At 65.5% G+C, this 19524-nt stretch carries 21 protein-coding genes and 1 tRNA gene; 15 read left to right on the top strand and 7 right to left on the bottom strand.

The annotated features are described in order from the left end of the window. Window positions 1–49: 49 nt before the first annotated feature. From phaR to pabB, 3 genes are read right to left on the bottom strand one after another with little or no spacing between them, the layout of a single operon-like run. Window positions 50–646, bottom strand: coding sequence for a polyhydroxyalkanoate synthesis repressor PhaR (phaR, locus tag GJ672_RS02105; RefSeq protein ID WP_229381925.1), 597 nt, complete (start codon window positions 644–646; stop codon window positions 50–52). Between the two features lie 22 nt (window positions 647–668). Next, window positions 669–1850 (bottom strand): acetyl-CoA C-acetyltransferase, encoded by a 1182-nt coding sequence (locus GJ672_RS02100; RefSeq protein ID WP_304624831.1) that lies wholly within the window; start codon window positions 1848–1850, stop codon window positions 669–671. A gap of 1 nt (window position 1851) precedes the next feature. Further along, a complete protein-coding gene (gene pabB, locus GJ672_RS02095; protein ID WP_229381924.1) occupies window positions 1852–3309 on the bottom strand; it encodes an aminodeoxychorismate synthase component I in 1458 nt (485 codons plus the stop codon). 50 nt (window positions 3310–3359) lie between these two features. On the opposite strand from pabB, the gene GJ672_RS02090 reads away from it, so the two are divergent. The 10 genes from GJ672_RS02090 to ybgF all read left to right on the top strand — a co-directional run bounded on the left by GJ672_RS02090 (window position 3360) and on the right by ybgF (window position 11205). After that, window positions 3360–4103 (top strand): YebC/PmpR family DNA-binding transcriptional regulator, encoded by a 744-nt coding sequence (locus GJ672_RS02090; protein WP_154296984.1) that lies wholly within the window; start codon window positions 3360–3362, stop codon window positions 4101–4103. 34 nt (window positions 4104–4137) lie between these two features. Beyond that, the gene (gene ruvC / locus GJ672_RS02085; protein WP_370517603.1) at window positions 4138–4668 is read left to right on the top strand and encodes a crossover junction endodeoxyribonuclease RuvC; all 531 of its coding nucleotides are present in this window, start codon (window positions 4138–4140) and stop codon (window positions 4666–4668) included. Continuing rightward, window positions 4665–5276 carry a Holliday junction branch migration protein RuvA gene (gene ruvA / locus GJ672_RS02080; protein WP_154295654.1) on the top strand — a complete coding sequence of 204 codons (612 nt, stop codon included), beginning with the start codon at window positions 4665–4667 and terminating at the stop codon, window positions 5274–5276. The genes ruvC and ruvA overlap by 4 nt, the downstream gene beginning before the upstream one ends. After that, entirely contained in the window at window positions 5273–6316 is a 1044-nt protein-coding gene (ruvB, locus tag GJ672_RS02075) for a Holliday junction branch migration DNA helicase RuvB (protein WP_154295653.1), read from the top strand. The genes ruvA and ruvB overlap by 4 nt, the downstream gene beginning before the upstream one ends. A gap of 110 nt (window positions 6317–6426) precedes the next feature. Beyond that, window positions 6427–7116, top strand: a complete 690-nt coding sequence (gene tolQ, locus GJ672_RS02070) for a protein TolQ (protein WP_154295652.1) — start codon at window positions 6427–6429, stop codon at window positions 7114–7116. A gap of 47 nt (window positions 7117–7163) precedes the next feature. After that, window positions 7164–7568 carry a protein TolR gene (gene tolR / locus GJ672_RS02065; RefSeq protein WP_195759567.1) on the top strand — a complete coding sequence of 135 codons (405 nt, stop codon included), beginning with the start codon at window positions 7164–7166 and terminating at the stop codon, window positions 7566–7568. Beyond that, window positions 7565–8482, top strand: a complete 918-nt coding sequence (gene tolA, locus GJ672_RS02060) for a cell envelope integrity protein TolA (protein ID WP_154295651.1) — start codon at window positions 7565–7567, stop codon at window positions 8480–8482. Before tolR ends, tolA begins: the two co-directional genes overlap by 4 nt. Window positions 8483–8507: 25 nt before the next feature. Next, a complete protein-coding gene (gene tolB, locus GJ672_RS02055) occupies window positions 8508–9794 on the top strand; it encodes a Tol-Pal system beta propeller repeat protein TolB (RefSeq protein ID WP_154295650.1) in 1287 nt (428 codons plus the stop codon). Window positions 9795–9847: 53 nt separating this feature from the next. Continuing rightward, window positions 9848–10384, top strand: a complete 537-nt coding sequence (gene pal / locus GJ672_RS02050) for a peptidoglycan-associated lipoprotein Pal (protein ID WP_154295649.1) — start codon at window positions 9848–9850, stop codon at window positions 10382–10384. A 35-nt stretch (window positions 10385–10419) separates the two neighbouring features. Next, the gene (ybgF, locus tag GJ672_RS02045) at window positions 10420–11205 is read left to right on the top strand and encodes a tol-pal system protein YbgF (RefSeq protein ID WP_195759528.1); all 786 of its coding nucleotides are present in this window, start codon (window positions 10420–10422) and stop codon (window positions 11203–11205) included. Between the two features lie 10 nt (window positions 11206–11215). Here ybgF and GJ672_RS02040 read toward each other — a convergent pair whose 3' ends face one another. Beyond that, the gene (locus GJ672_RS02040) at window positions 11216–11650 is read right to left on the bottom strand and encodes a MarR family transcriptional regulator (protein ID WP_195759527.1); all 435 of its coding nucleotides are present in this window, start codon (window positions 11648–11650) and stop codon (window positions 11216–11218) included. Window positions 11651–11814: 164 nt separating this feature from the next. Between GJ672_RS02040 and GJ672_RS02035 the strand changes: the two genes are divergently transcribed. Together GJ672_RS02035 and GJ672_RS02030 are read left to right on the top strand one after the other, a co-directional pair. Next, window positions 11815–13026 (top strand): Wzz/FepE/Etk N-terminal domain-containing protein, encoded by a 1212-nt coding sequence (locus tag GJ672_RS02035; protein WP_154295646.1) that lies wholly within the window; start codon window positions 11815–11817, stop codon window positions 13024–13026. Window positions 13027–13541: 515 nt separating this feature from the next. Continuing rightward, a tRNA-Lys gene (locus GJ672_RS02030) sits at window positions 13542–13617 on the top strand. 23 nt (window positions 13618–13640) lie between these two features. Here the strand turns inward: GJ672_RS02030 and GJ672_RS02025 are convergent. Both GJ672_RS02025 and GJ672_RS02020 read right to left on the bottom strand, forming a co-directional pair. Further along, window positions 13641–14117 (bottom strand): Dps family protein, encoded by a 477-nt coding sequence (locus GJ672_RS02025; protein ID WP_154295645.1) that lies wholly within the window; start codon window positions 14115–14117, stop codon window positions 13641–13643. A gap of 77 nt (window positions 14118–14194) precedes the next feature. Beyond that, the gene (locus tag GJ672_RS02020) at window positions 14195–14518 is read right to left on the bottom strand and encodes a multidrug efflux SMR transporter (RefSeq protein WP_154295644.1); all 324 of its coding nucleotides are present in this window, start codon (window positions 14516–14518) and stop codon (window positions 14195–14197) included. Window positions 14519–14594: 76 nt separating this feature from the next. On the opposite strand from GJ672_RS02020, the gene GJ672_RS02015 reads away from it, so the two are divergent. Genes GJ672_RS02015 through GJ672_RS02005 form a run of 3 tightly spaced genes read left to right on the top strand, consistent with a single transcriptional unit; the run spans window position 14595 to window position 17659 of the window. Continuing rightward, on the top strand, window positions 14595–15653 hold the full coding sequence (locus GJ672_RS02015) for a patatin-like phospholipase family protein (RefSeq protein ID WP_154295643.1): 1059 nt from the start codon (window positions 14595–14597) through the stop codon (window positions 15651–15653). Continuing rightward, on the top strand, window positions 15650–17095 hold the full coding sequence (locus tag GJ672_RS02010; protein WP_154295642.1) for a GntP family permease: 1446 nt from the start codon (window positions 15650–15652) through the stop codon (window positions 17093–17095). Before GJ672_RS02015 ends, GJ672_RS02010 begins: the two co-directional genes overlap by 4 nt. Before the next feature lie 51 nt (window positions 17096–17146). Further along, window positions 17147–17659: a DUF192 domain-containing protein gene (locus GJ672_RS02005; protein WP_154295641.1), complete on the top strand. Its 513-nt coding sequence runs from the start codon at window positions 17147–17149 to the stop codon at window positions 17657–17659. Here GJ672_RS02005 and aspS read toward each other — a convergent pair. Then, a complete protein-coding gene (gene aspS / locus GJ672_RS02000; protein WP_154296982.1) occupies window positions 17656–19434 on the bottom strand; it encodes an aspartate--tRNA ligase in 1779 nt (592 codons plus the stop codon). The genes GJ672_RS02005 and aspS overlap by 4 nt on opposite strands. Window positions 19435–19524 lie beyond the last annotated feature (90 nt).

Here is a 19524-nt window from a genome sequence, read left to right as displayed (position 1 = left end):
CGGTTACCAGGAGGGACGGTTCAGGGAGTTCGGTTATTGAGGATCCCGGTTACCGGGACTCTTTGTCCGACGACGTCGAGTGCGATGACCCCCCGGCGCCGGACGACTTCGGCGAGTCGGACCTGGCGTCAGTCTCGTCGCTGGTTTCGGTGCTGGGCCCGGAGGCCGAACCGGCCTCCGATTCCGAAGACGAGCGGGGCTGATGATGCTCCGGATTGAAGCGATCCATGGTCTGCTGCCAGATGCTCAGGTTCTGCTCGGCGATCTGCGAGAGCACCTGCACCGGGTTGTTGGCATCGACAAAATGGCGGGCCCGCTCACGCATCACCCGCTGCTGATCGGCCCACAGCTGCATGCTCTTCTCCAGATAACTGGTGAGCATGTTCTGCATGCCGCCGCCGTAGGCCCGGATGATCTGTGCCAGTAGCGCGCTGGAGAAGATCGGCTCACCGCCCTCCTCTTCTTCGCTGATGATCTGCAACAGGATGGTCCGGGACAGATCAGTCCCGGTCTTGGCATCCACTACCTGGAAGTCCACCCCATCCAGCACCAGCGCCTTGACGTCGGCCAGCGTGATGTAGCTACTGATGGCGGTGTCATACAGCCGCCGATTCGGGTACTTCTTGATCAACCGGGTCTCGGCCATGGCTCGTGCCCCCTGCTTGTTGTCAGCGTTCAACCGCCAGCGCCACGCCCTGACCGCCGCCAATGCACAGGGTGGCCAGGCCACGCTTGGCATCACGGCGCTGCATCTCGTGGAGCAGCGTCACCAGAATACGCGCTCCGGAGGCGCCAATGGGATGGCCGATGGCAATGGCGCCGCCATTGACATTGACCTTTTCCGGATCCCAGCCCAGCGCCTTGTCCACGGCCAGGGCCTGCGCCGCGAAGGCTTCGTTGGACTCCACCAGGTCCAGATCATCAACGCCCCAGCCGGCCCGCTCCAGGCAGCGCCGGGTCGCCGGGATCGGCCCGCTGCCCATGATGTGCGGCTCGACGCCGGCATTGGCATAGGCCTTGATGCGGGCAATGGGGGTCAGGCCCAGGGCCTCGGCGCGGCTGGCGGACATCATCAGCACCACCGCGGCGCCGTCATTAATGCCCGAGGCGTTGGCCGCCGTGACGGTGCCTTCCTTGTCGAAGGCCGGCTTCATCTTGCCGAGCCCCTCGGCGGTCACGCCGTGGCGGGGGAGCTCGTCGGTGTCGAACACCACCGGATCGCCCTTGCGCTGCGGGATCTCCACCGGAATGATTTCGTCGGCGAACCGGCCGGCCTTCTGAGCGGCTTCTGCCCGCTGCTGGGAGCGAGCCGCAAACGCATCCTGCTCCTCGCGGCTGATGCCGTACTCCTTGGCCAGATTCTCGGCGGTGACGCCCATGTGGTAGTTGTTGAACACATCCCACAGGCCGTCCTTGATCATGGTGTCTTCGAGCTTCCACGGCCCCATTCGCTGACCCGTACGCGAGTTGGGCACCGCGTGGGGCGCCTGGCTCATGGACTCCTGACCGCCGGCCAGCACCACGCCGGCGTCTTCCATCTGAATGGCCTGGGCGGCCATGTGGGTGGCCTTGAGGCCGCTGCCACAGACCTTGTTGATGGTCATGGCCGGCGTGGTGACCGGCAGGCCCGCGTTAAGCGCCGCCTGACGCGCCGGGTTCATGCCACAGGCCGCCGTGAGCACCTGACCGAGAATGACCTCGTCGACGACATCCGGCGCCACGCCGGCCCGCTCCAGCACCCCCTTGATCACCTGGGTGCCGATGTCCGCCGCCGCCAGGGGCGACAGACTGCCATTGAAATTGCCCACGGCGCTGCGTCCGGCAGCGGTAATCACCACGTCTTCCATCACTCTACCTCCTGCTCGCTCGAGCCATTGCCGATTGCGTCTGAGTGCCGGCGCCCGGACGCCGGCTGGCTTCTTCCACCAGCCGGCGGAAGGCCGCCGCCTTGGATTCGGTTTCGTCAAACTCGTCGCTGCCGCGGGAGTCGATCACCAACCCCCCGCCGGCGCGGTATTCCAGCCATCCGTCCCGGGCGGTCATGGTCCGGATGGCGATGTTGGTGTCCATGGCACCGTCGTCCCCGATGTAGCCGATGGCTCCACAGTAAACGCCGCGGGGCCCGTCCTCCAGTGCCGCAATGATTTCCATGGCCCGATACTTGGGGGCGCCGGTGATGGAGCCGCCGGGCAGACAGTCCCGCAGCAGGTCGGTGGCGCTGCGGTCCGGGCGCAGGATTCCGGTGACGGTGCTGACCATATGGTGCACCGTGGCAAAACTCTCGAGCTGACACAATGCCGGCACCCGCACACTGCCGATCCGGCAGCCGCGGCCAAGGTCATTGCGCAGCAAATCCACGATCATCACGTTCTCAGCCCGGTCCTTGTCGCTGGCGAGCAGCGCCCGGCGTACCGCGCGGTCGGCCTGGGGGTCGCTCTGGCGAGGTCGGGTGCCCTTGATGGGACAGGTTTCCACCCGGCCGTCCCGCAGCTTGAGGAATCGCTCCGGCGATCCACTCAGGATCGGGCCGCCGGGCAGGTCCAGATACGCCGCAAAGGGGCCGCCGGCCAGATCCCGAAAGCGGGCGTACACGCCCAGCGGGTCACCGCTGAAGGGCGCCATCAGCCGCCGGGCCAGGTTGATCTGGTAACAGTCGCCCTCCCGCAGGTAGTGCATGACCCGGTTGAAGGCCTGCTGATAGCCCGCCCGGCCCGGGGTGGCTTCCACCGGCCCCTCGGCCTGCCAGGGGCCGGGCGCCGAGAGGCGATGGCCGCCGTCGGCCAGCCACCGGGAGAGCGCCGCCGGCGGTTCGCCGGCCAGCCAGGCGCGGCGGCGGCGATGATCCAGCACCAGCGCGCCGTCATACAGCCCCACCGCCATGTCCGGCAGGGCACCCCGACCGGGGTGTTGCCCCTGCAGCCGACGCCCCAGCTCATAGCTGAAATAGCCGATGGCGCCGCTGGCAAACGGGGGTGGAGCGGTCGGTGCCGTGGATGACGCCGCATGTCGGGCGGCCTGGCGCTGCGCCAGCAGGCTCAGCGGGTCGCCGCTGCCCAGGCACTGCGGTTGCCCCGCCCCGGGTTGATCGCGCCCCGGCGTGAGCCAGGTCTGTCCGTCGCGGGTGACCAGCATCTCCCGGGGGGCGGCGGCCATGATGCTGAACTCGCCACCGGCGGCCCCGTCCAGCCAGACCGCCCCGGTGAACGCATCCCGCAGCGCCGCAAACAGCGCCGTGGGGTCATCGGGAAACGGAATGGCGTGCTGGGACATGGACAGGGCTGCCACCGCCTGTGAGTGTCTGTCCAGCATGGTAATCTGCGTCATCCGGAAAAGATATGGCGACCAGTTCGAGGGGGATCATGGCCGGGCACAGTAAATGGGCGAACATCCAGCATCGCAAGAAGGCGCAGGATGCCAAGCGGGGCAAAATCTTCACCAAGATGATCCGCGAAATCACCGTGGCCGCCCGCCAGGGGGGTGACGACCCGGATGCCAACCCGCGGCTGCGCCTGGCCGTCGACCGAGCGCTGTCAGTGAACATGCCCAAGGACCGCATCGAAAAGGCCGCCGCCCGGGGCGCCGGCACCGACGAGGCGGTGGCCTATGAAGAAGCCCGGTTCGAGGGCTACGGCCCCGGCGGTGTCGCCATCATGGCGGACTGCATGACCGACAACCGCAACCGCACGGTGAGCGAGATTCGGCATGCGTTCAACAAGCACGGCGGTAACCTCGGCACCGATGGCTGCGTGGCGTTCATGTTCCAGCAGCGCGGGGTGATGATCTTTCCGCCGGAAACCGACGAAGACGCTCTGATGGAAGCGGCTCTGGAGGCCGGCGCCGAAGATGTGGTGAGCCACGAGGACGGCTCCTTCGAGGTGCTGACCACCCCGGAAGCCTTCACCGACGCCCGCGAGGCCCTGACCGCCGCGGGCCTGGCACCGGCGGACGCCGAAGTCACCATGCGGCCGGACTCCACCAGCGAGCTGAGCGGCGACGAAGCCGGCAAGGCGGCGCGACTGCTGGAGCGGCTCGAAGACCTGGACGATGTGCAGGCGGTCTACACCAACGCCGAACTCCAGGCCGACGCCTACGAGGACGCCTGAGGCCGTGCCCCCCACCCCCGCCAATGCCCGGCCCCTGGCCGGGGTCAGCGCCGCGCCCACGAGCCGGCGGGTGCTGGGTATCGACCCCGGGTCGGTGCGCACCGGCTTCGGGGTGATCGAGATTGACGGCGCCCAGACCCGCTACATCGCCAGCGGCGCGATCCAGGCCGGCCGCGGCGCCTTCGCCGAGCGGCTGCACACGATATTCACCGGCCTGAATGCACTGATTGCCGAGCACCACCCCAGCGAGTCGGCGGTGGAAGAGGTGTTCGTCAATCGCAACGTGCAGTCCGCGCTCAAGCTCGGCCAGGCCCGGGGCGCCGCCATCTGTGCCTGCGCCGGTGCCGGCCTGGCGGTGCACGAGTACACGCCCCGGGCGGTCAAGCAGGCCCTGGTGGGACGCGGCGGAGCGGACAAGGACCAGGTGGGCTATATGGTGCGGGCCATCCTGGGCCTGCAGGGCCGCCTTCAGGAAGACGCCGCCGATGCCCTCGCCGTTGCCCTCGCCCATGTCCAGCACGACCGCTTCGGCCAGCGGGTGGCCGCCCAGCGGGGGTCGGGATGATCGGCCAGCTGAAGGGCACCCTGCTCGAAAAGAACCCGCCCACCCTGCTGGTGGACACCGGTGGCGTGGGCTACGAGATCGAGGCACCGATGTCCACGGTCTATCAGCTGCCCGCCCTGGGCGAGCCGGTCACCCTGCGCATCCATCAGGGCCTGCGGGACGAGGTGCCGGTGCTGTACGGATTCCTCACCCGCGGGGAACGCGATCTTTTTCGGGCCCTGATTCGGGTCAACGGCGTCGGCCCCAAAATGGCCCTGGCGATCCTTTCGGGAATCAGCGCCCCGGAGTTTCGTCGCTGCGTCGAGCAAAAGGACACCGCCACCCTCACCCGGCTGCCGGGCATCGGCAAAAAGATCGCCGAGCGCCTGACCCTGGAGATGCAGGATCGCCTGGACGGCCTGGGCACCGGCGTAGCCACCGGCACTACGGGCCCCGGCATGACCCCGGCGGCGGTGCCCGATGATCCCCTGGCCGAGGCCCAGGCCGCGCTGGTGGCCCTGGGCTACCGACCGGCGGAGGCCCATCGCCTGCTGCAGGGGGTGGAGAGTGACGGCGCCAGCAGCGAAGCGCTGATTCGGGCGGCTCTGCAGAAGGCGGTGCGGGCATGATCGACAACGATCGGCTGGTCTCCAGCAGCGCCGGCCACGAAGACGAGGCCGTGGACCGGGCCATCCGGCCCCGCACCCTGACCGACTATATCGGCCAGCCGGCGGTCAGCGAGCAACTGGAGATCTTTGTCGGTGCCGCCCGGGCCCGGGGTGAAGCCCTCGACCACGTGCTGGTTTTCGGCCCGCCGGGGCTGGGCAAAACCACCCTGGCGCACATCATTGCCCACGAACTGGGGGTCAACATGCGACAGACCTCCGGGCCGGTGATCGACCGCCCCGGGGACCTGGCCGCCCTGCTGACCAACCTCGAGCCGGGCGATGTCCTGTTCGTGGACGAAATTCACCGGCTCTCGGCGGTGGTGGAGGAAGTCCTCTACCCGGCCATGGAGGACCAGCAGATCGATATCGTGGTGGGCGAAGGCCCCGCTGCACGCTCCATCAAACTGGACCTGCCGCCCTTCACCCTGGTGGGTGCCACCACCCGAGCGGGGCTTCTGACCTCGCCGCTGCGCGACCGCTTTGGCATCGTCCAGCGGCTGGAGTACTACTCGGTGGCCGACCTCACCACCATTGTCCAGCGCTCGGCGCGACTGCTGGCGCTGACCACCGACGACGACGGCGCCGCCGAGATCGCCGGCCGCGCCCGTGGCACGCCACGCATCGCCAATCGCCTGCTGCGCCGGGTACGGGACTACGCCGAAGTGCGCGCTGATGGCCGCATTACCGCCGAGGTGGCCAGCGCGGCCATGGACCTGCTGAAGGTGGATGCCAGCGGGTTCGACACCCAGGATCGGCGCCTGCTGCTGGCGATCATGGACAAATTCGATGGCGGGCCGGTGGGGGTGGAGAGCCTGGCGGCGGCCATTGGCGAGGAGCGGGGCACCATCGAGGACGTGATCGAGCCGTTCCTGATTCAGCAGGGGCTGCTGCACCGCACGCCCCGGGGACGCATGGCCACCCGCAACGCCTACGCTCACTTCCAGCGCCCGGCACCGCCGCGCATCGAGGACCCCAGTGGCCACCTGTTCGGCGACCTCTGAATCCATCACAGAAGCAGTTGCACCCGGCCGCCGGGGTGGTTAGTGTTTTCGATGAAAGAACCCATCCATCCCCCCGAGAAGGCAGTGGTTTCCCCAGCCCAAGGTAAGCAATGAACGCGGATCTCTCCATTATGCATCTGATTCTGCAGGCGAGTTTTGTCGTGCAGCTGGTGATGCTCATTCTCCTGCTGGCCTCGGTGAGCTCCTGGGCCCTGATCATTCGCAAGAACCGGCAGCTGAGCCGGGCAGACGCCGGGGCCCAGCGGTTTGAAGACACCTTCTGGTCCGGGGGCAACCTCAATGACATCTACGCGGGCAGCGAGTCACCGGATGCGGACGCCGGCGGTCTCGAGCGGGTGTTTCGAGCGGGCTTTCGTGAATTCAACCGCATGCGCCGCCAGGACGCCCAGCCCCAGAGCATCATCGAGGGCTCCCAGCGGGCCATGCGGGTGGCGCTCAACCGCGAAATGGATCAGATGGAGTCCTGGGTGCCCTACCTGGCCACGGTGGGTTCCACCAGCCCCTACATCGGCCTGTTCGGCACGGTGTGGGGCATCATGAATGCTTTTCTAGCCCTGGGGGCCATGCAGCAGGCGACCCTGGCTACGGTGGCACCGGGCATTGCCGAGGCGCTGATCGCCACCGCCCTGGGCCTGTTTGCCGCCATTCCCGCGGTGATCGCCTACAACCGGTTCTCAAGCCATGCCGACCGCCTCACCGGCCGGTATGAAATGTTCATGGAAGAATTCACCAGCATCCTCCAGCGGCACCTGCAGGGCCGCGGGAACGCCCCATCGTGACCGCTCCGCCGCTGAGCCGCCGCCAGCGCCGTCGCCGCAGCGGCCCCATGTCCGAGATCAACGTGGTGCCCTACATCGACGTCATGCTGGTGCTGCTGGTGATCTTCATGGTCACCGCACCGCTGCTTTATCAGGGCGTGGACATCGATCTGCCGGAATCCACCGCCGACCCCCTGCCGGACGATGACAGCGAACCCCTGATCGTCGAGGTAGACCGGGACGGGCGGTTTTTCATGAGCATCGGGGCCCAGTCCGCTGACGAACCGGTGAGCGCCCAGGAAGTGGTCAGCAACGTTGCGGCCGTGATGCGCCAGAATCCGCAGACGCCGGTTTATGTTCGCGGTGATGGTCAGGTGAATTACGCCCGGGTGGTGGAAGTGATGGCCGCGCTGCAGGGCGCTGGCGTGCCGCGGGTAGGGCTGATGACCCAGCCCCCCGCTGACGGTGGATGATGGGTCGCAGTGCCTGGCGTGACATCGGCCTGTCGGTGCTGGCCCACCTGGCGATTTTCGCGGTTTTCGTGGTGAGTTTTCGATTTGGGCCGGACCTGAGCGAGCAAGCGGGCCGTCCGGACGCGGTGGAAGCGGTGGCCGTGGACGCCGACGAAGTGGATGCCATGATCGAGCGGCTTGAGGCCGCCGAAGCCCGCGCCATCGCCGAGCGCGAGGCCGAGGAGCAGGCTCAACGCGAGGCCGAAGAAGAGGCCCGTCGCGAAGCCGAGGAACAAGCTCAGCGCGAAGCCGAAGAGCAGGCCCGCCGCGAGGCCGAGGAACAAGCCCGCCGCGAAGCCGAAGAACAGGCCCGCCGCGAAGCCGAAGCCGAAGCACAGGCTCAGCGCGAGGCCGAGGAACAGGCCCGCCGCGAAGCGGAAGAACAGGCCCGGCGCGAAGCCGAGGAACAGGCTCGGCGCGAGGCGGAAGAACAGGCCCGGCGCGAAGCCGAGGAACAGGCTCGGCGCGAGGCGGAAGAACAGGCCCGCCGCGAAGCCGAAGAACAGGCCCGCCGCGAGGCCGAAGAACAGGCCCGCCGCGAGGCCGAGGAACAGGCGCGCCGCGAGGCCGAAGCCCAGGCCGCCCGCGTGGCCGAGGCCCGGGGCACCTTCGACGCCGCCATCCGCCAGCGGGTCACCCGCGCCTGGGAGCGCCCGCCCGGTGTGCCGGACGGCCTCAGCGCCGTCGTATCGGTGCGTCTCGGCCCCGGCGGCGCGGTCCTCACCGCCGACGTGGTGCAGAGCAGCGGTGACGCGGCCTTTGATCGCTCCGCGGAGCGGGCGGTGTTTCGCGCCGACCCACTGCCCATGCCCGACGACCCGGTACTGGCCGCCCCCTATCGGCGCGGCATTGAGTTAACCTTTCGACCAGAGTAACGAACACGCGGCGGAACCCATGCCCATGAAAATGATTCTCCCTCTCCTGCTCGGCCTGCTGATCAGCCTGCCGGCGAGCGGCCAGGTCCGCATCGAGATCGTCGGCGGCGAAGAAGCCGCCGTCCCCATCGCCGTGGTGCCGTTTGCCGTGGAGGGGAACGATCCCGGCGTCCCCATCGACCGCATCATCCGCGACAACCTCTATCGCAGCGGCCTGTTCTCGCCACTGGACCCGGACAACCACCTGGGCAGCCCCTCCCGATTCGAGGACGTGCGGTTCCGCAACTGGCGCGCGCTGGGCTCTGACACGCTGGTGGTGGGCCGGATGGAGGGCCTGGATAACGGCAATTACTCGGTCCGCTACGAACTGCTGGACGTCTACGCGGGCACCCGCATCACCGGCCAGCGGTTTAACGTCACCCCGGCGGGGCTGCGCAACCTGGCTCACACCATCAGTGACCAGGTGTTCGAGGCGGTCACCGGCCGTCCCGGGGGCTTCAACACCCGCATTGCCTATGTCGAGGAAACGGGCACCCTGGAGAACCCCACCTACCGCCTGGTGGTGGCCGAGGCGGATGGCCATCGACCGCAGATCATTCTGACTTCCAGCCAGCCGCTGATGTCGCCGGACTGGTCGCCGGATGGGGAGCGACTGGCCTACGTTTCCTTTGAGTCCGGACGTCGCTCCGAGATCTTTGTTCAGGATGTGGCCACCGGTGAACGAAGGGCGGTGGCGTCCTTCTCAGGGATCAACAGTGCACCGGCCTGGTCGCCGGATGGCGCCCGGCTCGCGGTGGCCTTGTCGCGGGGCGGTCACCCCGACATCTATGTCATGGATGCCGACGGCAATAGCGACCCCCGTCGACTTACCAACCGCGGCGGCATCGACACCGAGCCGGTCTGGGCCCCGGATGGAGAGACCATTTACTTCACTTCCAATCGCGGTGGTGGCCCGCAGATTTACCGCATGGACACCGACGGCAACAACGTCGAGCGGGTGACCTTTGAGGGCTCGTACAACGCCTCGCCCACCCTCTCCGGTGATGGTCGCTTGCTGGCCTTCACTCATCGCCAGGATGGTCAGTACCGCATCGCCGTCATGGACCTGGAAGAAGAGTTGATGCGTGTCCTCACCGAAGGGGAACTGGATGAATCCCCCAGCTTCTCCGCCAGTGGCACCATGGTGGCCTACACCCGCTCCAGCGGCGATACCACCGAACTGGCCACGGTGTCGGTGTTTGGCCGTGTGCAGGGACAGCTCACCGAGTTTGATCACACGGTTCGCGAACCCAGCTGGGGGCCGCTGCCGTGACAGCCGCCCGTCTGGTTTTACAATCGCTTTACCCGATCACAGGAGAATTTGATATGAGACACTCACTTCGTTGGCTACTAATGCTGGCCCTGGTCGCTATCGTGGCGGGCTGTGCCCGAACCGACGGCATTGATGAATCAGAAATGGATGAAATTGATCAGGCCGCGGCGGCCGGCGTTGACACCGGCGCCGAGGCCCGCGGTGCCGCCGCCGGCACCGGCTTTGAAGGCGAAGCTCTGGAGGACCCCTCCAGCCCACTCTCCGAGCGGATTGTCTACTTCGAGTTCGACAGCAGCACGCTGAGCGAAGACGCCATGGCTTTGATCGAAGCCCATGCGGCATTTCTGGCAGAAAACTCTGAGCGTCGGATGCTGGTGGAAGGCCACACCGACGAGCGGGGCTCGCGGGAGTACAATCTGGCGCTGGGTGAGCGCCGGGCTGAGTCCGTGAAGCAGGCCCTCACCCTTGCCGGTGCCCGATCCAACCAGATCGATACCGTCAGCTACGGCGAAGAGAGCCCGGCGGCCAACGGCAGCAACGAGTCTGCCTGGTCGCAGAACCGCCGCGCCGAGCTGGTTTACGAGCGCTAACACCGCTGACGTCGCGAGCCGTCAAGGAGATGCCCATGCCCCTGTCCGCCCACCGCCGTTGTCTGCTCACCCTGGGGGTTGCCGTCAGCCTGTGCCTTGGCGGCTCGCCGGTTTTTGCCCAAAGCGATCTCGAGTCCCGGGTGGATCGGATCGAACAGCGCCTTGAAGGCAGTGCCCTGATGGGCCTGATGAACGAGGCGGAGACGCTGCGCGGCGAGGTCACCACCCTGCGGGGTGAGATCGAGATCCTGGAGCGCCAGCTGCGGGACCTTCGCGACCAGCAGCGGCAGCTGTATCTGGATCTGGATGAGCGCCTGCGCATGTTGGAGCTCGGCGATTCGGCGCTGGCCCCCGAGGCGCCCGCTCCGGATACTTCGGACGGCACGCTGTCGGAACCGTCCCTGAACGGCGTGGATGACGGGCCGGTCACGGACGAACGGGACACCGCCGCGGATGCCCGCAGTGACTACGATCAGGCGTTTGCACTGCTGCGGGAGGGCGACTTCGATGCAGCCGGTGCAGCATTCGAGGCCTTTCTGGATGCCCACGACGGCTCAGAGCTGGCGGCCAATGCCCGCTACTGGCTGGGCGAGTCCCATTACGTGGTGCGGGAGTTCGATAACGCCATTCAGGAGTTCCAGCGCGTCCTGGACGATCACCCGGACAGCAACAAGGTGCCGGATGCGCTGCTGAAGATCGGGTTCTCGTATCTGGAGCAGGGGGACAGGGATGCCGCCAGAGACCGGCTCGAGGCCGTGGTTGAGGCTTATCCGGATAGTACTGCGGCCAATCTCGCGGAGCAGCGGCTGGACCAGTTCTAGGCCGTGGGTTCTAGATCCTGGGCGGGGTGGATGGCACGTCCTGAGAGCCGGCCCCCGCCATCACGTCCGCCATGGACATTTGGCCGTCGGGGCGATGATGGTCGCCGTTGAAAGCCGCTTTCATTGCACGGGTCACGGACAGCACCCGATCGACCAAATGATCCGAGGGCACCAGGCGGACGACCCGACCGTCTTCCGGGTCTGACTGGCGGGTCACCAGACCATCAGCCTCCAGCTGCCGCAAATGGTACTTGATGCCGGCTTCGGAATACGGCAGCTCCGCCACCAGATGCTTCATGGAGAGCGCGGGCCCCTGGCTGTGATACCAGACGGTCAGCAGGACGATATCCATGGGGATGACCGACTGCTCATCCCGAAACGCCTCCCGCCAGATCCGCTTGGCTTCGAACAGGCATTCCAGCTGTTGTCTGATGTCCTGATCCATAGGCACCTCCATTCGCGAGTTTGACCACCCTGCAGCTGATAGTCCATCAATTTGTCGTCAGTTTCTGTCGGTTTGTTCCATCGCTAAAACCCCCCTGCAGAATATGAAGCTCTTGTTAGCATCTTCCATCGAGTTTTCCACCGTTCAAGGAATCGAACACTGCGATGGACAATCAAAGCGGCACCCCTAATGGAGTATCGGATGATGAAATCGATCTCATGGAGCTCATCGCCAACCTCTGGGACGGGAAGTGGTGGATCGCTGCTGTCACTGCGATCTTCACCGCCGCCGGTGCTGGGTACGCACTCCTTAGTCCGAACACTGTCACCGCGACGTTCCACCTTGAAATGGTACCGGCGCGGATGGAAGCGAATTATGAGTCACTTAATCGTGTTCGTGTCCAGCGCTATATCAGGCCTCTGCAAGAATCAGATACGGACTCAGCGCGGGGCCGAATCCAAATGGACACCGAACCCCTATTTGAGATTAACGGCCGACGGCTGTTGAGCATCGCCGTGGATGAGCTCCGCTCTGGAACGCCGATCCTAGAGGCCAAACGCAACCAACTGATGAATAGCGGCGTTGGGTCAGGTCACGCTGTTCAGGAGTCAGATCTTCTCAAATTTTCATACTCAGTAAACGTGGCACAATCCAGTGAAAACGACAGAGATGGTTTTCGTATTGAGTGGACAGATCAATCCCGCGATTCGGCAGTCTCCTTTCTCGATGAGTTGCTCAAAACATTAAACTCCTACACTCAATCAGCAGTTACCGAGCTTTTTGATCGCCGAGTTGAAACAGAGAATAGGCGCTTGGCAGACCGCCTCGAAGATATCAATTTTGAAATTGACCTAACAATCTCAACCTACAAGATGGAGATTGAGAGGAGAGTAGGATTTCTGAGGGAGCAAGCGGCTATAGCCCGAGAGCTTGGTATAGAAAGGAACACAATCGAAGCTCAAACATTTGCGGCTCCCAATGGCGTTCTAACCAGCATTAACACTGACTCACCATTTTACCTGAGAGGGTACAAGGCAATCGAGGAGGAGATTTCCCTTATATCTTCCAGAGAAGATCCCTTTCAGCATGCGGATGGGATTATCGAACTGCTTACGGAGCGGGAGCACGTATCCGGTAATCGTGTCCCGCAGCGCGCCCGCGCTGCCTTCGCAGAGACCCCGGCCGCTGATGAGACTTTTACGGCGTTTCGTCAGGACGTGAACCGGCTTGAAGTGTCAAGCAATGACCGGGGTGGGTTGATTACCGCTCTTGCTCTGGTCCTTGGCCTGATGGTCGGAATGTTTACAGTGCTGTTGCGAACCGGACTGCGTAACTACAGGAATCGGCGGGCCATTGCTGAGGATCCCCGGCAATAGCTTGATAGTTGACCTCCGCACGCGATTGGCGTCGCTTCGAGGGTCTGGACAGTCGCCTACTAGAGAAGATGACTTGGCCGCTTTCAAGCAACCCCCGAGGGGGTTCGACAGTGCAACCTCTCACCAATTGCAAATATTGCGTGATCGTTTGACGACAACCGCGGTTTTCCGACGCCGAACGCCTACGCCAGGCTGAAGGTTCTGCCGAAGACTTGAGCTCTGCTGTGGAAGCCCGCTTGCTGAGCCTTCAGCCTCAGGTTTCTGGCCTGCTTGATACCGCGCAGCGTCAGTTGCGGGGACAAACAGGCCGATTGTACGAGTTTACAGAGCCAGCATCAGTGCGAGTAACGAGTATTGTGACAAGCCGGGCGGGCTTGGTCATTGCCCTCAGTGCGATTCTGGGTGCGATGCTCGGCCTCTTTGTCGGCCTACTCCGCACTACCCTGAGACGAGCAGACGCATGACCCAAAAACCATTGCTAGCAACTCTCTGGCTGCTTATCATGGCGGACTGATGGGTCGTTAGCTCAGCTGGTAGAGCATCGGACTTTTAATCCGCTGGTCGCAGGTTCGAATCCTGCACGACCCACCACCCCTTGCCTCGCCGAATCGATCTCACTCCAGCATGCTGCGCAGCATCCAGGCGGTCTTCTCATGCACCTGCATGCGCTGGGTCAACAGATCCGCGGTGGGCTCGTCATGGGCCTGGTCGGCCAGGGCAAAGGCCTCGCGCGCGGTGCGGGCCACCGCCTCATGGCCTTCCCTGAGCTGGCGGATCATGACCGCGGCTTCCGGTGAACCGGTCTCTTCGGGAATGCTGGTGAGCTGCTGGTACTCGCTGTAGCTACCGGGGGCGCGCTCACCCAGTGCCCGGATTCGCTCGGCCAGTTCATCCACCGCGGTGGCCAATTCGGTGTACTGCTCCTCGAACATGGCGTGGAGCGTGTTGAACATCGGCCCGGTGACGTTCCAGTGAAAGTTATGGGTCTTCAGGTACAACGAATAGCTGTCCGCTAGCACCCGAGAAACGCCGGAAGCAATTTCCGCGCGGGCACCGGCTTCGATACCGATATCAATTGATGGTGTGGCCATAACGCCTCCTACTCGTCCCTAATTGGAATGATTTTAAATTAACATATCTGTTCTTTGGCCCCAACCATAACGCCCCTCTAACGCCCGTCGCTGAGGTTGAGGCCCACCAGCCCCAGCACGATCAGCCCCAGGCTGGCGGCCTTGATCCAGTTTATGGACTCACCGAAGTAGACAATGCCTACCACCGCCACGGTGGCGGTGCCCACCCCGGCCCAAATGGCGTAGGCGACACTCACGTCCATGCGCTTCAACACAAACCCCAGGGCCAGAAACGCCAGCGCGTAGGCCACTACCACCACCAGGCTCGGCAGCAGGCGGCTGAACCCGTAGGAGAGCTTTAGCGCGGTGGTGCCGGCCACTTCGGCCATAATGGCCCCCAGCAGAATCACCCAGGCTGACATGTTCCCCTCCGTCGATTGGTCCCGTCGCGGATTGTCTAGCTTGACACATTTGCCCATGTTGCGGCGCAATATGCCGATGAACACAACCACCGCACCCAAACCCGTGGACCTCGCCCTGCAGGGGGGTGGCGCCCATGGCGCCCTCACCTGGGGGGTGCTGGATCGATTGCTCAGCGATGACCGCCTCGCCCTGTCGGCCCTGAGTGGCACCAGCGCCGGCGCCATGAACGCCGTGGTGGTGGCCGATGGCCTGCAGCGCGGCGGCCGAGACGGCGCCCGGGAGGCCCTGGAGGCCTTCTGGCGGGCGGTGAGTCGCTCGGCGGCCCTCTCCCCCATTCAGCGCAGCCCCTGGGACCGGCTCACCAGCAACTTCAGCCTGGACAACTCGCCGGGGTATCTGTTCTTCGAGCAGCTCACCCGCCAGTTCTCCCCTTATGAGCTGAACCCCATGAACGTCAACCCGCTGCGGGATCTGCTGGCGGAGCAGGTGGATTTCGAGCGGGTTAACGGTTGCAGCGACGTCAAGGTGTTTGTCACCGCCACCAACGTGCGCACCGGCCGGGGCCGGACCTTTGAGCAGCCGGAACTCTGCGTGGATCGGGTGATGGCCTCGGCCTGCCTGCCGTTCATGTTCCAGGCGGTGGAGATCGAGGGCGAGCACTACTGGGACGGCGGCTACATCGGCAACCCGGCCCTCTACCCGCTGGTGGAGGACAAGGCCACCCGGGATCTGATTCTGGTGCAAATCAACCCCCTGGCCCGGGACGAGTTGCCGGTGACCGGCCGGGACATCATCAACCGCCTTAACGAAATCACCTTTAACGCGAGCCTGGTCAAGGAGCTGCGGCTCATCGAGCTGCTCCATGAGCTGATCGAGGTGGAGAAGCTGGAATCCGAGCGCTATCGGGATGTGTTCGTGCATCTCATTCACGCCCACGAAGAGCTCCAGGACCTGGACGCCTCCAGCAAGCTGAACGCCGAGTGGGTGTATCTGCAGCACCTCCACGACCGGGGCTGGGACTGGGCGGACCAGTTTTTGGATGAGCACTTCGAAGATCTCGGCCAGCGCGGCACTTTTGATCTGAAAGCGCTGTTCCGCGGCGACACTGTCCGCACCCCGGGGGACGCGCCATGATCGGTCTGTTGGTAGTGGTGGCCGCCCTGGTGGCGCTGATCGTGCTGGCCTATCGGGGGGTGAGCCTGCTAATTCTGACCCCGGTGCTCTCCACCCTGGCGGTGGTGTTCAGCGCCGAGGGCCACGCCCTGGCCCGCTACACCCAGGTGTTCATGGGGGATGCGGGCGACTTCATCATTCAGTACTTCCCCATCTTTTTGCTGGGGGCGGTGTTCGGCAAGCTGATGGAGGACTCCGGCAGTGCCGAGTCCCTGGCCAACGGCATCATCCACTGGCTGGGCAGCGAGCGGGCGATTCTGGCGGTGGTGATCTCCGGCGCGGTGATGACCTATGGCGGGGTGTCGCTGTTTGTGGTGGCGTTTGCGGTGTTCCCTATCGCCGCGGCGCTGTTCCGCCAGGCGGACATCCCCAAGCGGCTCATCCCCGCCACCATCGGCCTGGGGGCGTTCACCTTTACCATGACCGCCCTGCCCGGCACGCCGGCCATTCAGAACGCCATCCCCATGCCCTATTTCGGCACCAGCCCGTTCGCGGCGCCGGGGCTGGGGGTGATCACCGCGCTAATGATGTTCGGCCTGGGGATCACCTGGCTGCACTGGCGGGCCCGGCAGCTGGCCGCTGAGGGCTATGGCGACCATCCGGACGCCGACTTCACCCCCAACCGCGAGCTGCGGGAGAAGGCCGCCGGCGAGGGCTTTGATTTGATGGAACTGCCGGTGGACGAGCCCGCCCGGCAGCGGCCCGGGTTTATTATTGCGCTGCTGCCCCTGCTGACGGTGATTGGGGTCAACCTGCTGTTCACCACCGTGGTCATCCCCCGCATGGACACCGAGTACCTGGCGGAGCCCCTGTATGGCGAGACCAGCATCGAGTCGGTGCGCGGCGTCTGGTCGGTGATCGTCGGCCTGGTCTGCGCCATTGTGCTGTTGCTGGCCACCAACTTCCGTCGCCTGGGCAACCTCAAACAGACCCTCGATAACGGCGCCAATGCCTCGCTGGTGCCGATTTTCAACACCGCCAGCCTGGTGGGGTTTGGCGCGGTGATCGCCTCCCTCAGTGCCTTTGTGGTGATTCGGGACAACGTGGTGGGCCTGGGGGGCGACAACCCGCTGATCTCGCTGGCCATCGCCGTGAACGTGCTGGCGGGCATGACCGGCTCCGCTTCCGGCGGCATGAGCATCGCGCTCTCCACCCTGGGGGATACCTATCTGGAGATGGCCGCCGCCGCGGGCATTGACCCGGCGCTGTTGCACCGGGTCACCGCGGTGGCCACCGGTGGGCTCGACACCCTGCCCCACAACGGCGCGGTGATCACCCTGCTGGCCATCGCCGGGCTCACCCATCGCCAGTCCTATTTTGATCTCGCCATGGTGGCGCTGGTGGGGCCGTTCATTGCCCTGGTGGGGCTGATTACGCTCGGGACGCTGTTCGGCAGCTTCTAGGGCGGCGGGGTGGCTGCCCCGCCCGCCCCCGGCGGGTTAAACTGCCCGACTATGAAACGCTGGATTTATCGCATCGTGGCGGGCCTGGCTCTGGCCGGCTTCGTGCTGCTGGTGGACGCCTGGCTGAGCGGCAACGCCGCCACCGAGGCCACCGACCTCCCCGCCGCCTGGCAGTCCATGGACACCGCCGAGTTGGCCATCGAGCCCCTGGCCCCGCTGGCCGGCGGGCCGGACACCCTCACCGTGCGGGTGGCGGAGACCACCGAGCAGCGCGCCCAGGGCATGCAGCACCTGCCCGCCCGGTTGATTCGGGATCATCCCATCTGGTTTGTGTTTGAAGAACCGCGGCAGGTGAGCTGGCACATGCGCAATGTCCGTCTGGCCCTGGACATTGCCTATGTGGACCGGGAGGGCCGGGTCATTGCCATGGAGCGCATGGAGCCGGAGACCCGGGGCTATGGCCTCGCAGAGCCCATTGCCGCCGCCCTGGAGCTGGCCGCCGGCGAGGCGCAGCGCCTGGGGATTCAGCCCGGCACCCGCCTGACCCTGAAAGAACCCGACTAGGTCTTCACCGGCCGGCGCACCCGGACGTGCAGATCCCGCAGGGCGGCGTCGTCTACCGCCGCCGGGGCCTGGGTGAGCAGGCAGGCGCCGGTCTGGGTCTTGGGGAAGGCCATCACGTCACGAATGGACTCCGCCCCGGAGATCAGCATGATCAACCGATCCAGGCCGAAGGCGATGCCGCCGTGAGGCGGGGCCCCGTACTCCAGGGCATCCAGCAGAAAGCCGAACTTCTCCCGGGCTTCCTCGGCGTCAATGCCAAGGCGCTGGAACACCGCCGACTGCATGTCCGGCCGGTGAATACGAATGGAGCCGCCGCCAAGCTCGGTGCCGTTCAGCACCAGGTCGTAGGCCCGTGAGAGCAGGGATTCCGGGTCGGCGGCGTTGACCTCGTCCACGGTCTCCGCCTGGGGGGCGGTGAAGGGATGATGCAGCGCGTAGTAGCGGCCGTCGGTTTCGTCGTATTCGAACATCGGGAAGTCCACCACCCAGAGCGGCCGCCATTCGCCTTCCAGCAGCTCCAGGTCATGGCCCACGCGCACCCGCAGGGCCGCCAGGGATTCGTTGACCACCTTGGCCTTGTCAGCGCCAAAGAAAATGAGATCGCCGGCCGCCGCCCCGGTGCGGGCCAGAATGTCGGTAACCACCGACTCCGGCAGGAACTTGAGAATGGGGGACTGCAGCCCCGCCACGCCGTCGGCGGGGTCGTTGACCTTGATGTAGGCCAGGCCCTTGGCGCCATAGCGGCCCACAAAGTCGGTGTACTCGTCGATCTGCTTGCGGGTGAGCGAGGCGCCGCCGGGCACCCGCAGCGCCGCCACCCGACCCCGGGGGTCGCTGGCCGGGCCGGCGAAGACCTTGAACTCCACCTCGGCCAGCAGGTCGCTCACCGTCACCAGTTCCATGGGGATGCGCAGGTCCGGCCGGTCGATGCCAAAGCGCTCCACCGCCTCGGCATAGGTCATGCGCGGGAAGGGATCCGGCAGGGCGATACCGGCGACCGCCTGCATGAGCTCCCGAATCAGCCGCTCCATCAGTCCGGTGATCTGCGCCTCGTCCATGAACGAGGTCTCCACGTCCAGCTGGGTGAACTCCGGCTGGCGGTCCGCCCGCAGGTCCTCGTCCCGAAAACAGCGCACGATCTGGTAGTAGCGGTCCAGGCCGCCCATCATCAGCAGCTGCTTGAAGAGCTGCGGCGACTGGGGCAGCGCGTAAAAACTGCCGGCGTGCAGCCGGCTTGGCACCAGAAAGTCCCGCGCCCCCTCCGGCGTCGCCCGGGTGAGCATCGGGGTCTCCACGTCCAGGAACCCCTCGGCGTCCAGAAACCGGTGCATGAAACCGGTGACCCGGGCCCGGGTTTTCAGGTGCTGCTGCATGGCCGGGCGGCGCAGGTCGATGGTGCGATGGCGCAGGCGCACGTCCTCGCCCACGTCGTCCTCGTCCAGCTGGAACGGCGGGGTCTTGGCCTGGTTGAGCACCTCGATGGCGTGGCCCAGCACCTCCACCTGGCCGGAGTTGAGCTGCGGGTTGGCGGTGCCCTCGGGCCGATGCCGCACCCGGCCGCGGATTTTCAGGACCCACTCCGGGCGCACCCGGTCGGCGATGTCAAAGGCCTCGGCCCGGTCCGGGTCGAACACCACCTGCAGCAGCCCCTCGCGGTCGCGCAGGTCGATGAAGATCACCCCGCCATGGTCCCGGCGGCGATGCACCCAGCCGCAGATGTCCACGTCCTGATCGAGCAGGGCCTCAGTGACTTCGCCGCAATAATGGGTGCGCATGGGCATGAAAAACCGCCTGTTGGGAAAAACCCGAAATCGTAAGCCGTGACGGGGGTTCAGGCAAGCGGGGGCGTCATGACGGCGCCGGCG

Origin of the sequence: Spiribacter sp. 2438, assembly GCF_009676705.1 — a bacterium.
GTDB lineage: Bacteria > Pseudomonadota > Gammaproteobacteria > Nitrococcales > Nitrococcaceae > Spiribacter.
Note: the sequence above shows the minus strand (reverse complement) of the source record. Positions and strands in the feature narration are given on the sequence as shown.

Excerpts from the sequence above, each read along its gene's own strand:
- phaR (WP_229381925.1), bottom strand. The coding sequence starts at position 646 with ATGGCCGAGACCCGGTTGATCAAGAAGTACCCGAATCGGCGGCTGTAT.
- pabB (WP_229381924.1), bottom strand. The coding sequence starts at position 3,309 with ATGCTGGACAGACACTCACAGGCGGTGGCAGCCCTGTCCATGTCCCAG.
- GJ672_RS02090 (WP_154296984.1), top strand. The coding sequence starts at position 3,360 with ATGGCCGGGCACAGTAAATGGGCGAACATCCAGCATCGCAAGAAGGCG.
- ruvA (WP_154295654.1), top strand. The coding sequence starts at position 4,665 with ATGATCGGCCAGCTGAAGGGCACCCTGCTCGAAAAGAACCCGCCCACC.
- ruvB (WP_154295653.1), top strand. The coding sequence starts at position 5,273 with ATGATCGACAACGATCGGCTGGTCTCCAGCAGCGCCGGCCACGAAGAC.
- tolQ (WP_154295652.1), top strand. The coding sequence starts at position 6,427 with ATGAACGCGGATCTCTCCATTATGCATCTGATTCTGCAGGCGAGTTTT.
- tolR (WP_195759567.1), top strand. The coding sequence starts at position 7,164 with ATGTCCGAGATCAACGTGGTGCCCTACATCGACGTCATGCTGGTGCTG.
- tolA (WP_154295651.1), top strand. The coding sequence starts at position 7,565 with ATGATGGGTCGCAGTGCCTGGCGTGACATCGGCCTGTCGGTGCTGGCC.
- tolB (WP_154295650.1), top strand. The coding sequence starts at position 8,508 with ATGAAAATGATTCTCCCTCTCCTGCTCGGCCTGCTGATCAGCCTGCCG.
- pal (WP_154295649.1), top strand. The coding sequence starts at position 9,848 with ATGAGACACTCACTTCGTTGGCTACTAATGCTGGCCCTGGTCGCTATC.
- ybgF (WP_195759528.1), top strand. The coding sequence starts at position 10,420 with ATGCCCCTGTCCGCCCACCGCCGTTGTCTGCTCACCCTGGGGGTTGCC.
- GJ672_RS02040 (WP_195759527.1), bottom strand. The coding sequence starts at position 11,650 with ATGGATCAGGACATCAGACAACAGCTGGAATGCCTGTTCGAAGCCAAG.
- GJ672_RS02035 (WP_154295646.1), top strand. The coding sequence starts at position 11,815 with ATGGACAATCAAAGCGGCACCCCTAATGGAGTATCGGATGATGAAATC.
- GJ672_RS02025 (WP_154295645.1), bottom strand. The coding sequence starts at position 14,117 with ATGGCCACACCATCAATTGATATCGGTATCGAAGCCGGTGCCCGCGCG.
- GJ672_RS02020 (WP_154295644.1), bottom strand. The coding sequence starts at position 14,518 with ATGTCAGCCTGGGTGATTCTGCTGGGGGCCATTATGGCCGAAGTGGCC.
- GJ672_RS02015 (WP_154295643.1), top strand. The coding sequence starts at position 14,595 with ATGAACACAACCACCGCACCCAAACCCGTGGACCTCGCCCTGCAGGGG.
- GJ672_RS02010 (WP_154295642.1), top strand. The coding sequence starts at position 15,650 with ATGATCGGTCTGTTGGTAGTGGTGGCCGCCCTGGTGGCGCTGATCGTG.
- GJ672_RS02005 (WP_154295641.1), top strand. The coding sequence starts at position 17,147 with ATGAAACGCTGGATTTATCGCATCGTGGCGGGCCTGGCTCTGGCCGGC.
- aspS (WP_154296982.1), bottom strand. The coding sequence starts at position 19,434 with ATGCGCACCCATTATTGCGGCGAAGTCACTGAGGCCCTGCTCGATCAG.